Genomic DNA, 13,771 nt, shown 5'->3' with positions numbered 1-13,771 from the left:
CCGCTCGACGGCTCGGCGTATCCCGGCCCGGCGGCTCGACCAGTCGCCGGCCCGGCTCCAAGATCTCCAGGGCCCCGCCGACGCCTCCTCGCTACGCGGTCGCAGGGAGGCGTCGGCGGGGGCCACGGACGCGCCGATCACAGGCGAAGCGCCTCGAGGGACTGCTCGGCCCAGATGGACTTGCCGCGTTCGTGGTAGCGCGTACCCCACAGCTCGGCGAGGTTCGCGACCAGGAACAGTCCGCGTCCTCCTTCGTCCGTCTCCAGGGCGCGCCGCACGTGCGGCGAGGTGCTGCTGCTGTCGGAGACCTCGCAGATCAGATTGCGGTCACGGATCAGCCGGAGCCGAATGGGCGGCCGGCCGTAGCGGATGGCATTGGTGACCAGTTCGCTCACCAGCAGTTGGGTCGTGTCTCCCAGTTCACCCAGCCCCCAGTCGTCCAGCTTGCGGGATGCCATCTCGCGTGCCTGCCCGACGACCTCCCACTCGTCGGTCAGCTCCCAGGCGGCGTGGAGGTCCGGCTCCAGCCCGTGCACCCGCGCGGCCAGCAGCGCCACGTCCTTCTGCGGGGGGTTCGGAAGCATCCGACACAGGATGGCGTCACAGAACTCGCCGAGATCGGACGCCAGCCTGTGCGGCTGGGAACGCCGGACACTCCCGAGGGCGGACAGCACCTCACCGAGCACTTCGAGGTCGGCCCCGGCCCCGTCCTTCTGCGGTTCGGACAAGCCGGCGGTGTGCAGGACCAGCACATCGCCGTCGTCCAGCGTCACCTCGACGCACTCGAACGGGACTCCCCCGGTGCCCAGGGGCGGGCCGACTGGCATGTCCATCAAGGTCGCCCGGCCGTCCGTGGTCATCCGTGTCGGCCGGGGATGGCCGGCGCCGGCCAGGGCGCACCGGCGTGAGACAGGGTCGTAGACCGCGTACAGGCACGTCGTTCCCGCTGCCCCGTCCGGCCCTGCCCCCTGATCGTCTTGGAATCGCCGGACCTGCTCGTCCAGCCCGGTGAGAAGTTCCTCCGGTGAGAGATCCAGGTCGGCGAGGGTACGCACCGCCCTGCGCAGGCCACCCATGGTGACGGCCGAGCGCAGTCCGCTTCCCGCGGCGTCCCCCACCACCAGGCCCACCCGGGCACTCGACAGCCGGATGACGTCGAACCAGGCACCTCCCAGGACGGCCTCACCGCCCGCGGGCAGGTAACGTGAGACGCCCTCGACCGCCTTGAGGTCGGGCAGGCGCTGCGGCAGAAGGCTGCGCTGCAGGGCCGAGGCCGTGGTCCGTTCGTAGGTATAGCGGCTAGCGTTGTCGATGCACACTCCGGCGCGCGCCACGAACTCCTCGGCCAGCAGGATGTCTTCGGCATCGAACGGATTGTCCTGCGCACGCCGGATGAACACCACCGTGCCCAGCGCCGCCCCGCGGGCGTGCATCGGCACCAGCAGCCAGGAACGGACACCCCGCTCGCGTGTCAGCGCCGCCCGGTAAGGGACGGCCGTCACGAACTCCGTGTACAGCTCGTCTCCCGTCAGCAGCAGCGGCGCGCCGCTGGCCAGCGCCCGAGCGCTCCGGGAGTCCGGCGCGGAGGCGATGGAGTCGATCGCTCCATCGGTCACCCCCAGATCCACCACCCCGCCGGGCCGCACCGACTGCGCCGCCCGGCGCAGCGGTACCGCCTCGACGCCGGTGCCGGTGTGGGGGTACCTGCCCCGGAGGACGGTGTCGAGCAAATTCACGTAGGCGTAGTCGGCGAACCGGGGTACGGCGACGTCCGTCAACTCCTTGGCGGTGTGCATGACGTCGAGGTCACTTCCGATCCTGGCACTGGCCTCGTTGATCAGGTGCAGCCGCTCACGTGCCCGGGCTTCCTCCGTCACGTCGAGCACCAGGTGTGCCAGCGCGACCACCTTCCCCGAGCCGCCGCGCAACGGGACGATGGTCTCCGACCAGACGGCGTCCCGCCTCGGGGACTCCGGGACATGCCCGTGAACCTCGGTGGCGATCAACGCCTCGCCGGTCGTCAGCACATGCCGCTGACGCGCCTCCAGAGCATCCATGTCCAAGAGACCGGACGGTGCCGCCTCCCGCATCGTGCGCCCGACAACCTGGGAAGCAAAGCCACTGGCGCGACGCTGCGAGCGATTCTGCGCCAGGAAGCGCAGCCGATCGTCGAAGACGTCGATGATGTACGGCGACTCGGTGAACAGCCCTCTCAACAGGGCACGGCGGAGGTCGCCAAGGTGCGCGGCCTCGACGGTTTCCGTCTGGACGAGCCATTGCGGCTCGCCGTCCAAAGCGTCCAGACGGTGCGCGCGCAACCGCACCTCGACCCCGCCGCCGTCCCGGTGGCGCAAGTGGACGGAGGTGAGGAACACCGCCTCGTCCTTGCGGCAGCACTCTCTGAACCGGGCGACATCGGCCTCGGACGCCAGGAGGTCGGTCCAGCGCAACCCCGGAAGCTCCGACGGGCCGTACCCAAGCAGTCGCTGCATCCCTGGGCTGCAATTCAGCAGAGCGCCATGCTCGTCGACCAGGGCCACAACAGCGTCGGCGGAAGCGAACGGATCACCTGGAGTTTCGAGAAGTACCGCTTCGCACGGGTCGCACGGGTCCATGGATCTCATCCGCTCGCTCTACTGCCTCTCGGCACGCAAAGTGCTCCGTACGGTCAGGATCTACCCGCGCTCATGCGTACGCCATTTCTTGCCGGTACGGGCTGCCCTCGCATCAGGGGCAGGACGGCCCCAAAGCGAAGACTCCGACGGGGTGGCGGCGCGACCTGCGCACTTACCGGGCGGGAGAGGAATGGCGACGTTAGCTGCCAGCCGGCGTCGGTGAGCACCGGCAGGAGCGCCTGCCAGGCGAACGCGCCGAGCACCAGGATCGCCCGCAGCGTGGGCCGCAGCAGTTCCAGCTCGCGGGCCAGCCATGTCCGGCAGGTGTCCCGCTCACCGGTGGTGGGCCGGTTGTCGGGCGGGGCGCAAGTGCACCGGCACGGTGATCCGCACCCCGTACAGCTCCAGCCCGTCGCCCTGGTGGGTGGCGGTGGGCTGCGAGGTCCGCCCGATGTCGTAGAGCACGGCGTACAGTAGCGATACCAGTTCCTGCGCTGGGGGCAAAGCGCCCTGCGGAACCTGCGCGTCGTCCCCCCGGGAACCGGAATCTGCCACCAGGTCAACCTCGAGCACCTGGCCCGGGTGGTGTTCGCCGAGGACGGCACCACCTTCCCCGACACCGTGGTCGGCACCGATTCCCACACCCCCATGGTCAACGGGCTCGGCGTGCTTGGCTGGGGCGTGGGAGGCATTGAGGCGGAGGCCGCGATGCTCGGCCGGCCGGTGAGCATGCTCATCCCCAAGGTCGTCGGCGTGCGGCTCACCGGCGGGCTGCCCGAAGGGAGCACCGCCACGGACATGGTGCTGACCATCGCCGAGCGGCTGCGTCAGCACGGCGTGGTGGGCGCCTTTGTGGAGTTCTACGGACCTGGCGTGGCCGAGGTGCCGCTGGCCAACCGGGCCACCATCGGCAACATGAGCCCGGAGTACGGCGCGACCTGCGCGATCTTCCCGATCGATACCGAGACCCTTTCCTACCTGCGGCTCACGGGACGGGACCCCGGCCAGGTAGCGCTGGTGGAGGCGTACGCCAAGCGGCAGGGACTGTGGCACGATCCCGGCCACACCGCTGACTACTCGCAGACAATCGAAGTGGACCTGTCGGCCATCGTCCCGTCGATCGCCGGGCCCAAGCGGCCGCAGGACCGCATCGCCCTCACGGACGCCTCACGGGTCCTGCGCGCCGTCCTGGACGGCGACGTGACCTGCGACGCGGCCCCGGTCGGGCTGGACCAGAGCGGGGTGGAGTCCTTCCCAGCATCCGACCCGGTGGCCGTCACCGGCAGCCACCCCGGCGACCAGCCGGGATGCCTCGATGCGACCGGACCGGGCAAGGCCCGGCCGCCTGAGCGCATCTGGGTGACGCTGGAGGACGGCAGCAGCTTCGAGATCGGGCACGGCGCCGTGGTGATCGCCGCGATCACCTCGTGCACCAACACCTCCAACCCACAGGTGATGGTCGCCGCCGCACTGCTGGCCAAGAACGCCGTCGAGCGCGGCCTGCGGTCCAAGCCCTGGGTGAAGACCAGCCTCGCGCCGGGGTCGCGGATCGTTATGGACTACTTCGAAAGCGCGGGCCTGACCCGGTATTTGGACACGCTTGGCTTCGACCTGGTCGGCTACGGCTGCACGACCTGCATCGGCAACTCCGGTCCGCTGATCCCCGCGGTCTCGCAGGCGGTCGCCAAGGCAGACCTCACCGTGGCCTCGGTGCTCTCCGGCAACCGCAACTTCGAAGGCCGCATCCACCCCGAGACGCAACTCAACTACCTCGCCTCACCACCGCTGGTCGTCGCCTACGCGCTGGCCGGATCCATGGCCGTCGACCTCACCCGCGACCCGCTGGGCACCGGCAGTGACGGCCGGCCCGTCCACCTGCGCGACATCTGGCCCACCCAGGACGAAATCCAGCAGGTGATCTCCGCCAGCCTGCGGCCGAGCATGTTCACCGACGGTTACGCAGACCTGTTCACCAGGGACGAGCGATGGCGGGCCCTGACCACTCCCGTGAGCGACCTGTTCACCTGGGATCCCGCCTCGACCTACGTGCGTAAGCCGCCCTACTTCGAGCACATGCCCCGCACGCCGCGGCCACCGCACGACATCACCGGCGCCCGAGTGCTGGCCCTGCTCGGCGACTCGGTCACCACCGACCACATCTCCCCTGCCGGCGCCATCAAACGGGACTCACCGGCGGGCGAATACCTGCAAGCCCACGGCATCGCGCCCGGGGACTTCAACTCCTACGGCTCCCGGCGCGGCAACCACGAGGTGATGATCCGTGGCACCTTCGCCAACATCCGGCTGCGCAACCTGCTGGCCCCCGGAACCGAGGGCGGCTACACCCGGCACCTGCCCGACGGCGAGCAGACCACCATCTACCAGGCGGCGATGCGCTACGCCGCCGAGGACGTCCCCCTGCTCGTCATCGCCGGCAAGGAATACGGCTCGGGATCTTCGCGGGACTGGGCCGCCAAGGGAACCGCGCTGCTGGGCGTCAGGGCCGTCCTTGCTGAGTCGTTCGAGCGAATCCACCGCTCCAACCTGATCGGGATGGGAGTCCTGCCGCTGCAGTTCGCCCCCGGCGACTGCGCCAGTGCTCTGGGCCTGACCGGTGAGGAGCAGTACACCATCCACGGCTTGGCCGAGCTGCCCCATGAGGTCACTGTCGAGGCGGAAGGGGCTGGCGGCACCACACGGTTCACCGCACGCGTGCGCCTGGACACTCCAACGGAAGCCGACTACTACCGGCACGGCGGCATCCTGCCCTACGCCCTGCGCGCCCTGCTGCCCACATGACACCGTGCTGAGAACCGCACCGCTGGCTTCCCGAAGCATTGGCAACACACCGACGGCCGTGAACGGCATCCCCCGGCCGGATCCGCGGTCTCCGGTGGCGATGGCGCGGTCCGCTTCCCCGTTTCTCCCGGCCGACCCCGGGTGGGTCGGCAAGGATGTCGCCGCCCGCCCCGCCGCCGATGCAAGCGGTGCAGCGAAACGATGGCCAAGCCCGCAGCAAACCCCCACCTACGAAACGCCTCGTTTGTGGGCCACGGGATGGGGCCGCCAACGGGGCCCTCATCCGCAGCGGGCCTCGCCTCACTCCGCCTGTGTAGCGGCGTCCGTCACCTCGACGGTCCCACGAACGACGACGACCGGACACGTGGCGTGCATCGCACACTGCTGACTCACCGAGCCCAGTAGCGTTCGACGGAATCCGCCCATGCCTCGGCTGCCCACCACGAGAGCCTTGGCTCCTTCCGCCTCCCTGAGCAGCGCCGCGACGGGATTGCCCTCGACCAGACGCTTTCGCACCTTGGCGGCGCCGGACTCGCCGAGAACCTGGTGCACCTGGTTGACGAGACCCTGCTCCGCGATCGTTCGGTCGAACGTGGGATCCACCGCGGGCGCGGACCACCCGTACGCCCAAGGCAGGTTGCCGACGTGTTTGATCAGGTGCACCCCGACGGTCAGCGGATGCTCTTTTCGGCCACTCTCGATCGCGACGGACAGTCGGTGACATCACGGCGGTGGAGCCGGCGGACCGGGCGTGACCGGCTCGTCGTCCCAAGCAGATCGCGCAGGGCATCGATGGCTGATTGATCTTCCCCAGCATGCTCCTCTGCCAGCCACCACCCCTTCGGTCGCAGGGGTGGGCCAAACGCCGGACAACCGCGCAGGGGCTGGCCAGACGGGCCCGGATCGTGCTCGCCTGCGCAGAGGGACTGAACAACACCGCAGTGGCTGCACGGCTGGGGACCGATCGCGCGACCGTGCGCCGGTGGCGGACCAGATCTCTCCAATGTCGGCTCGACGGGCTGTCCGACGAGCCACGTCCCGGTGTGCCCCGCACCATCACAGACACCCAGGTGGAAGAGGTGGTGGTGCGCACTCTCGAAGAGGTGCCCGAGGGTGCCACTCACTGGTCGAAGCGAGAGCTGGCGAAGCGAGTGGGGATCTCTCCGACGAGCGTGCTGCGGATCTGGCGGGCGTTCGGGCTGCAGCCCTGGCGGACGGAGGATTTCAAGATCTCCCCGGACCCGCTGCTGATCGACAAGATCCGAGACGTGGTCGGGCTGTATCTCGCTCCGCCGGCGAACGCGGCAGTTTTCGCAGTGGACGAGAAGCCGCAGATCCAGGCCCTTGAGCGGACCGCTGCGGTGCTGCCGATGGTGCCCGGCACCCCTGAGCGGCGCAGTTTCGACTACGTCCGGCACGGCACAGTGGATCTGTTCGCCGCCCTGAACACCGCCACGGGCAAGGTGATCGGGAAGCTGTCGGCGACGCATCGGGCGGTCGACTTCCGCGACTTTCTCGATGAGATCGACCGCCAGACCGATCCCGGCCTGGCGGTCCACGTGATCTGCGACAACCTCTTCGCCCACAAGGCGCCGGTCGTGCACAAGTGGCTTCTGGCCCATCCTCGGTTCGAGCTGCACTTCACCCCGACCTACTCGTCCTGGATCAACCAGGTCGAGCGGTGGTTCGCCGAACTACAGCGGCGATGTCAGGAGCGCGGGGTCTTCTGCTCACTCGACGAGTTGAAGACCACGCTCAAGGACCGGATCAAGACCTGGAACGAGCAGGCTCGGCCCTTCAGATGGACCAAGACCGAAGACCAGATCATCGACCGCATCTGCCGCTACTGCGACAGGACCTCCGGACCAGGTCACTAGGCTCCCTGGCGCAGCGCGGCAACCTGCCGACCGATCGAGATGCCGCCGACGACCGTGGTCATCCGCAGCTGCAGTGCCTCGGCGTATGGCGCCAGCGCCTGGGTGACCTGTTGGGCCAGCTCCCGGGTGGGCACAAGGATCAGAGCGAGGGGCTGCTTCGGTTCGGCGCGCCGCCCGGCCGTACGTGTCAGCAGCGGCAGGCCGAAAGCGAGCGTCTTGCCCGATCCGGTGCGCCCGCGCCCCAGGACGTCGCGCCCCTCCAGGGCATAGGGCAGTGTGGCGGCCTGGATCGGAAAGAGTTCGCGCACCCCGAGTCCGCTCAGTGTCCGCAGCACCTCCACCGGCAGTTTCAGACCAGCGAAGAAGACGGCCGGGGTCGTGGCCTCGGGCTGGGTGGGACCGACCGAGGAAGGCCCGGCAGGATTGAACAGCGCACGCACAAGCGGACGAACAAGCAGAATCGCCCACCGCGACGACCGCGCAAACGCATGAAACTAACACAAGGCATAACATCGCACCCTGATACCGATCGCCCCTCCCGCGTCGGTGACCCGACGCAACACGGCAGCCCTTCCGGCATACCTGGTCCGGGCCCTCAACTCACCGAGATCCGCCGATGCATCACCGGGGTGACCGCGAGCGCGCGCCGCGGCCCGGCAGACGCCGATGTCGGCGGCGTCGAGCGACACATAGCGCAACCCGCCATCGGTCCGCTCTAGGAACCGGTTGGGCGACGGTCGGCGGTACTGCGCGGCGAGACGCCCTCGAGGATGAGTTTCGAGGGCGCACGGATCCCGGCGTGTCCGGCGTATTCGATTCGGCTTGCGTCGGAAATCGGCAAAGGAGCGGAAAGGCCACCCCTTCTCTCACGCCTGTCATTCGCGGTGCTCTGCGTGTTTCATAGAGGTGAGGTCTGCGGTGCGCGACCATACGGACACGGCACAGCACATTTTCCAGCCTGTGGGCACCATGGCACGCTGATGTGTGGGGCGACGTGCTCGACACCAGCAAAGCCAACGAAGTCAAGAGCGGAAGCCGGCAGAAGGAACACCGAGACAGGAAGAAGGACGGGCATGTCCGGCAGTGAAAGCGAGAATCCAGCAATCCCTTCACCGACGCCCACGCCAACTCGGCGGCCCAGGACGAACCGGGACTGGTGGCCCAATCAGCTGGACCTTCAGGTTCTCCACCAGCACTCGCCCCGATCCAACCCGATGGACGAGGACTTCGACTACGCGGAAGAGTTCGCGACCCTCGACGTCGACGCGCTGAAGCGTGACGTCTTCGAGGTGATGACGACATCCCAGGACTGGTGGCCTGCCGACTACGGTCACTACGGGCCGCTCTTCATCCGGATGAGCTGGCATGCCGCGGGAACGTACCGCATCGAGGACGGCCGCGGCGGTGGCGGCAGCGGCGCACAGCGCTTCGCCCCCCTCAACAGCTGGCCGGACAACGCGAGCCTGGACAAGGCGCGCCGTCTGCTTTGGCCGGTCAAACAGAAGTACGGCCGTAAAATCTCCTGGGCCGATCTTCTGGTCTTCGCCGGAAACTGCGCCATGGAATCCATGGGGTTCAAGACGTTCGGGTTCGGTTTCGGGCGAAAGGACATCTGGGAGCCCGAGGAGATCTTCTGGGGGCCCGAGGACACATGGCTCGGAGATGAGCGCTACAGCGGCGACAGGGAGCTCACCGGTCCTTTCGGCGCCGTACAGATGGGACTGATCTACGTCAATCCGGAGGGGCCCAACGGAAACCCAGACCCGGTGGCTGCCGCCCAGGACATTCGCGAGACGTTTGGACGCATGGCGATGAATGACGAGGAGACGGTCGCACTCATCGTCGGCGGCCACACATTCGGCAAGTGTCATGGCGCGGTCGAAGCCAGTTATATCGGCCCGGAACCCGAGGCCGCCCCCATCGAGCAGCAGGGCCTCGGCTGGCGGAACACTTACGGCGGCGGCACGGGCCCCCACGCGCTCACCAGTGGTCTGGAGGGCGCTTGGACCACCGAGCCGACCAAGTGGGACAACGGGTACCTGGACAATCTCTACGGGTACGAGTGGGAGCTGACGAGCAGCCCCGCCGGCGCCCACCAGTGGACTCCCTCTGATCCCGCGGCCAGGAACGCCGTACGCGACGCCCATGATCCGTCGAAGCAGCACGCCCCCATGATGCTGACGACGGACCTCGCGCTGAAGGTGGACCCGGTCTACGGCCCGATCACGAAGAGGTTCCACGAGAACCCGGACGAGCTCGCGGTGGCGTTCGCGAAGGCGTGGTACAAACTGCTGCACCGCGACATGGGACCCCTCTCGCGTTACCTCGGCCCGTGGATTCCCGAGCCGCAGCTGTGGCAGGACCCCGTTCCCGACGTCGACCACGAACTGATCGGGGACGAGGACATCGCTGCCCTCAAGGGCAGGATCCTCGCCTCGAACCTTTCCGTCTCCCAGCTTGTCACCACGGCCTGGGCATCGGCGGCAAGCTTCCGCGGCACCGACAAGCGCGGGGGGGCGAACGGAGCACGAATCCGGCTCGCGCCGCAGAAGGACTGGGAGCTCAACGACCTTTCCGAGGTGACCGAGGTACTGCGCACGCTCGAGCGGATCCAGCAGGACTTCAACCTCTCCCAGACCGGCGGAACGCGGGTCTCCCTCGCCGACCTGATCGTCCTCGGCGGGTGCGCGGCCGTTGAGCAGGCCGCCAGGAACGCCGGGTACGACGGCACGGTTCCGTTCGCACCGGGGCGTACGGATGCCTCGCAGGAGCAGACCGATGCGGCGTCGTTCGCCGTGCTGGAGCCCAAGGCGGACGCTTTCCGCAACTACCTTCCGGCGGGCGAGAAGCTGTCGCCGGAGACCCTCATGCTGGACCGCGCCAACCTGCTGACGCTGACCGCTCCCGAGATGACGGTGCTGATCGGCGGCATGCGGGCCCTGAACGCCGGCTTCAAGGGGTCCCCCCACGGTGTTCTCACCCGCCGGCCGGGAATCTTGACCAACGACTTCTTCGTCAACCTGCTCGACATGGGCACGGAGTGGAAGGCGTCGGCTACGGACGAGAACGTGTTCGAAGGCCGGGATCGCGCCACCGGTGGGGTCAAGTGGACGGCCACCGCCGTCGACCTGATCTTCGGTGCGCACTCCCAGCTCCGAGCCGTCTCGGAGGTCTACGCGTCCCAGGATGCGGGAGAGAAGTTCGTACGTGACTTCGTGGCAGCGTGGAACAAGGTGATGAATCTCGACCGGTTCGACCTCGCCTGAGCCCGACGTCCCGGTCGGCCCTCATCGGCCGCCCGGGACGTGGCGAAGTGCGGTGCTCAACGGTGCTGAGCCGGGTGCTTGCATGATCGGCGAGCTCCACCGACCTGCCAGTGCCCCCGGCCCGTGACATCCACGAACATCGCGTGAGCGGGCAGCAAATCCAGGACGGTCGCCATCCGCCGGGTGTGCCCGGCACCGGGGACGGCCTCGCCCAGGCGCTCCACGATCGCCGTGCGGGTCAGGGGCTCCCGGGGACCTGACCAGTGTCCGGGCGACCCGGTGCAGCAGCGTGTCGCCGGGCGCCCCCAGCTCCGCCTGCCGCCACCGGTCTTCACCGCGCGTGTGCTGCGGTAAGTGCGCCCATCCGCGTCGAGACGTGCTCCAGCACCACGGGCAGCACCGGCTGCCGCTGCGAGGGGGCTCGCGGGCGCTTCCGCTGCCGCCAGTACAGCGCCCGCCCACCGCCGCGGCCACCGCCGTGGCGGTCGCCGGCCGCTTCGGATTGCTGAACTACACCGCTCCGCTGATCAGGTTGCTTTGAGATTCAGCCGGACGTCGGCCTGCCGCTCCAGGTCGGCCATCCGGCCCTCCGTCGCCCCCGCATCCCCCAGGGCCGCGCGCGGGGGCGACCCAGTCGGCGTCCGCGAGCCCGCTGTCGACCAGATCCGCGTCGGTCCCGATGATCGATCACCCCTGCCAGCAGTAGCATCGGCACATCCTTCTTGATCTCCGCTCGGCAGGCTGGCTTCCGGCTGCCTGCATAGACGCCTGATCTCCGCGATGAGCCGAGGGAAGCTTCCCGGGTGGCGGCGATGAACTGCGCGCTCACGTCCCAGCACTGGTCAGCGGTGTCAACGTAGCGGGGGTTCTGGACCAGCGTCGCGGCCACGATCTCGCGATGACCGAGCCTCCAGAGGGGCCGTGTCCGTCATGCCCCTGCAGCGCGTCATTAGCACCTCGAGTGCCTCGTTGAGATATTCGCGGAACACCCCGCCTTCCTCCGGGGGCAGCATCGAGGGCACCGCGTGGCCGAGTTGGGCGTGGCCCAGGTAGACGGTGTATGCGAGCAGTCCGCGGCGGCGGGCTTCCGGTTCTGGGAAGCCGAGGTCGGTTAAGAGCTGGGCGAGGTATGCCACCCTGCGGCCCGGGCAGCTGCTGTCAGCGAGACCACCGTGCGCCGGGGGATCGCGGAACTGGAAGCCGGCGCCGGGCCGCTGCCCGGCGGACGGATCCGCCTCGAAGGCGGAGGCCGTAAACCGGCCGAGGAGATCGACTCCGGCCTGGTGGAGGCGCTGATGGCCCGAACTGACCCGGCAGGGGCACCCGGTCTCGGCACCGACGGTGGGACGGCCGCTGAAGCGGGCTGGCTACCCCGGACTGCGGCCTGGCGGCCGGCACTCAAGCCTGCGGGGCTCCGGACCGGCGCCCCGCCTCCTTTCGCACCTCTGCTACGGGTGTCCTACTGGTTCGGCTTTGCCGCGCTGATGTCGCCGAGCGCCGACTGCGCGTCCCGTTCGATCGCCATGTCACCGAGGGACACGATGCCCACCGGGTGGCCACCCTCAATGACCGACAGACGACGGTCGGAGTGCTCGCGCATGAGCTGCACCGCACGATCGAGATCCTCGTCGGGCGTCACGGTGACAAGATCGTCGCTGCAGGCGGAGGCGACGGTTTTCTGTTCCGGGTCGCCGCCCTCCGCCAGAACACGCACCACGAGATCGCGGTCGCTGACCAGACCACGCAGCTCGTCGCCCTCGGTTACCAGGACGGCTCCGATGTTCTCGTCACGCATCTTCAGGGCCACCGCCGTCACCGAGGCCTGCGGTTCCACCGTCACCAGCTGGCTGGTCATGAGGTCACGTACATGCTGAGTCATGACGCCTCCCTATTCCCACGCTCTGGGCTGGCACCCACCGTGCTGCGCCGACCGGGTACCCGACGCGCGCCATACCGCACATGGGGCCATCCCGCAGGCACTAGTGACTTCCACGGCTGTGTGGCCAGGGCGTCCGTGAAAGATCATGGCTGCCCTCGACAAGACGGCGCTCGCGTTCCGGAGCTGCCTTGAGGCGCGTGCGCCTCAAGGCCTGTCCCCGTTCCGCGCCGGGCGGGCCGGGGGCGCGAGAAGGGTGCGGAGGGGTCGATGAAGCGGGAGCCACGGGCGGTGATCGCATCCAGGATCGGTGGCAGGGCCTGGGCGTCGATCACCTCGGTCTGTCCCTCGGGCGCGCTGACGTGCATCTGCAGGATCGCCCCCGGGCGCAGGGCATGCAACGCCCTGCGCACCGCGCGTTCCACGCTCATGCCGCCTTCGGTGCCCATCCACCCGTCGGAAGGGACCATGTGCCTCTTAAGCCCTGCTACGCGACAACCGTCCTTTGACGGCCGCGCCACCGACCAGGGCAGTTGTCTTCGAGGTGGCAGGTATCAATGCCATAGCAACTCGACCACGGCACGGAGCCTGCCTCGCCAAGGGAGTGCCCGAACGTTAGTCGACAGGGGCGGGCGCGGCCACAACCAGGCATGACGGCGGTTCGTTCCTGCGATGTGACCACTGCACGCCGCCGCTACCAGGCCAATCACCGGGATACCCATGATCATCAACAGCATCGGCAGAATGCCGCCCTCCACGCTGACCACGGCCTCGCCCAGGAAGAGCGTTCCGGCAACAACTCCCGCCAGAATCCGGCGGAGCAACCCATGAGAGGTCAGCCAGCTGGGCGCGAGCGCCAGTGTCACACCGAGCAGTAGACCCAGCAGCGCACCCGCGAAGAGGCTGCCGCCCACGAGGATCACTTCGGAGACGAGAGCCGAAGGCACGACGTGCCAGTGCCCCAGCACCAAGGCGTCCATTACGCCAGCCGTCCACACGGCGCCCCAGCCCAGCGCGCAGACGCCTCCGACGACCAGGCCGAACCGCAGACCTCGCGTCACTACGCCACGCTTCACCGATCCCCCTCCTCGCGCCGCAGCTTACGACCGCGGACGCACACGCGCGCCGCAGGGCAGGTCTGTCCGCGTCACACCCATGTCGATACATGGCGGAAGGCACCAGGGAACCACTCGGCCACCGATCAACACCCTTCCGACCACGAGTCATAACTTGGGTCCACTTCTTAGCTTGGCGTTTATGGTCTGCGGTCGAACACGGCCTCGAACTTGCTGATGGGTTTGGTTGTCCGCCGGACGTGAGAGCGGCCTTCGTCTGATC

6 protein-coding genes and 4 pseudogenes are annotated in these 13,771 nt (G+C 68.5%); 4 read left to right on the top strand and 6 right to left on the bottom strand.

Features of this window, described 5'->3' with window-relative positions; genetic code table 11:
- Positions 1-137: 137 nt before the first annotated feature.
- Both ABZ915_RS43400 and ABZ915_RS43395 read right to left on the bottom strand, forming a co-directional pair.
- Positions 138-2,615, bottom strand: coding sequence for a SpoIIE family protein phosphatase (locus ABZ915_RS43400; protein ID WP_361815417.1), 2,478 nt, complete (start codon positions 2,613-2,615; stop codon positions 138-140).
- A 200-nt stretch (positions 2,616-2,815) separates the two neighbouring features.
- Positions 2,816-3,092, bottom strand: a pseudogene (locus ABZ915_RS43395) (uracil-DNA glycosylase family protein); the annotation flags it as partial.
- Between ABZ915_RS43395 and ABZ915_RS43390 the strand changes: the two are divergent.
- Positions 3,093-5,414, top strand: a pseudogene (locus tag ABZ915_RS43390) (aconitate hydratase); the annotation flags it as partial. It abuts the pseudogene before it with no gap.
- A 300-nt stretch (positions 5,415-5,714) separates the two neighbouring features.
- Here the strand turns inward: ABZ915_RS43390 and ABZ915_RS43385 are convergent.
- Positions 5,715-6,077, bottom strand: a complete 363-nt coding sequence (locus tag ABZ915_RS43385) for a universal stress protein (RefSeq protein WP_361815261.1) — start codon at positions 6,075-6,077, stop codon at positions 5,715-5,717.
- A 152-nt stretch (positions 6,078-6,229) separates the two neighbouring features.
- On the opposite strand from ABZ915_RS43385, the gene ABZ915_RS43380 reads away from it, so the two are divergent.
- On the top strand, positions 6,230-7,291 hold the full coding sequence (locus ABZ915_RS43380) for an IS630 family transposase (protein WP_361815259.1): 1,062 nt from the start codon (positions 6,230-6,232) through the stop codon (positions 7,289-7,291).
- On the opposite strand, the pseudogene ABZ915_RS43375 reads toward ABZ915_RS43380, so the two are convergent.
- A pseudogene (locus ABZ915_RS43375) lies at positions 7,291-7,722 on the bottom strand (DEAD/DEAH box helicase); the annotation flags it as partial. The gene ABZ915_RS43380 and the pseudogene ABZ915_RS43375 sit on opposite strands and share 1 nt — an antisense overlap.
- A gap of 642 nt (positions 7,723-8,364) precedes the next feature.
- Between ABZ915_RS43375 and katG the strand changes: the two are divergent.
- The gene (katG, locus tag ABZ915_RS43370; protein WP_361815256.1) at positions 8,365-10,557 is read left to right on the top strand and encodes a catalase/peroxidase HPI; all 2,193 of its coding nucleotides are present in this window, start codon (positions 8,365-8,367) and stop codon (positions 10,555-10,557) included.
- A gap of 1,118 nt (positions 10,558-11,675) precedes the next feature.
- Positions 11,676-11,928 (top strand): annotated as a pseudogene (locus ABZ915_RS43365) (ISAzo13 family transposase); the annotation flags it as partial.
- Positions 11,929-12,016: 88 nt separating this feature from the next.
- Here ABZ915_RS43365 and ABZ915_RS43360 read toward each other — a convergent pair.
- Positions 12,017-12,436: a CBS domain-containing protein gene (locus ABZ915_RS43360; protein ID WP_361815253.1), complete on the bottom strand. Its 420-nt coding sequence runs from the start codon at positions 12,434-12,436 to the stop codon at positions 12,017-12,019.
- A gap of 551 nt (positions 12,437-12,987) precedes the next feature.
- Positions 12,988-13,509: a hypothetical protein gene (locus ABZ915_RS43355; RefSeq protein ID WP_361815250.1), complete on the bottom strand. Its 522-nt coding sequence runs from the start codon at positions 13,507-13,509 to the stop codon at positions 12,988-12,990.
- Positions 13,510-13,771: the final 262 nt, after the last annotated feature.

Source organism: Streptomyces sp. NPDC046915 (genome assembly GCF_040644935.1).
In the GTDB taxonomy this organism is placed as follows: Bacteria; Actinomycetota; Actinomycetes; order Streptomycetales; family Streptomycetaceae; genus Streptomyces.
The sequence above is the reverse complement of the archived record's forward strand: the minus strand, read 5'-3'. Positions and strand labels throughout refer to the sequence as shown.

Bases quoted from the DNA above. Each gene is read 5' to 3' on its own strand.
- ABZ915_RS43380 (WP_361815259.1), top strand. From the start codon at position 6,230: ATGCTCCTCTGCCAGCCACCACCCCTTCGGTCGCAGGGGTGGGCCAAA.
- ABZ915_RS43360 (WP_361815253.1), bottom strand. From the start codon at position 12,436: ATGACTCAGCATGTACGTGACCTCATGACCAGCCAGCTGGTGACGGTG.
- ABZ915_RS43400 (WP_361815417.1), bottom strand. From the start codon at position 2,615: ATGGACCCGTGCGACCCGTGCGAAGCGGTACTTCTCGAAACTCCAGGT.
- katG (WP_361815256.1), top strand. From the start codon at position 8,365: ATGTCCGGCAGTGAAAGCGAGAATCCAGCAATCCCTTCACCGACGCCC.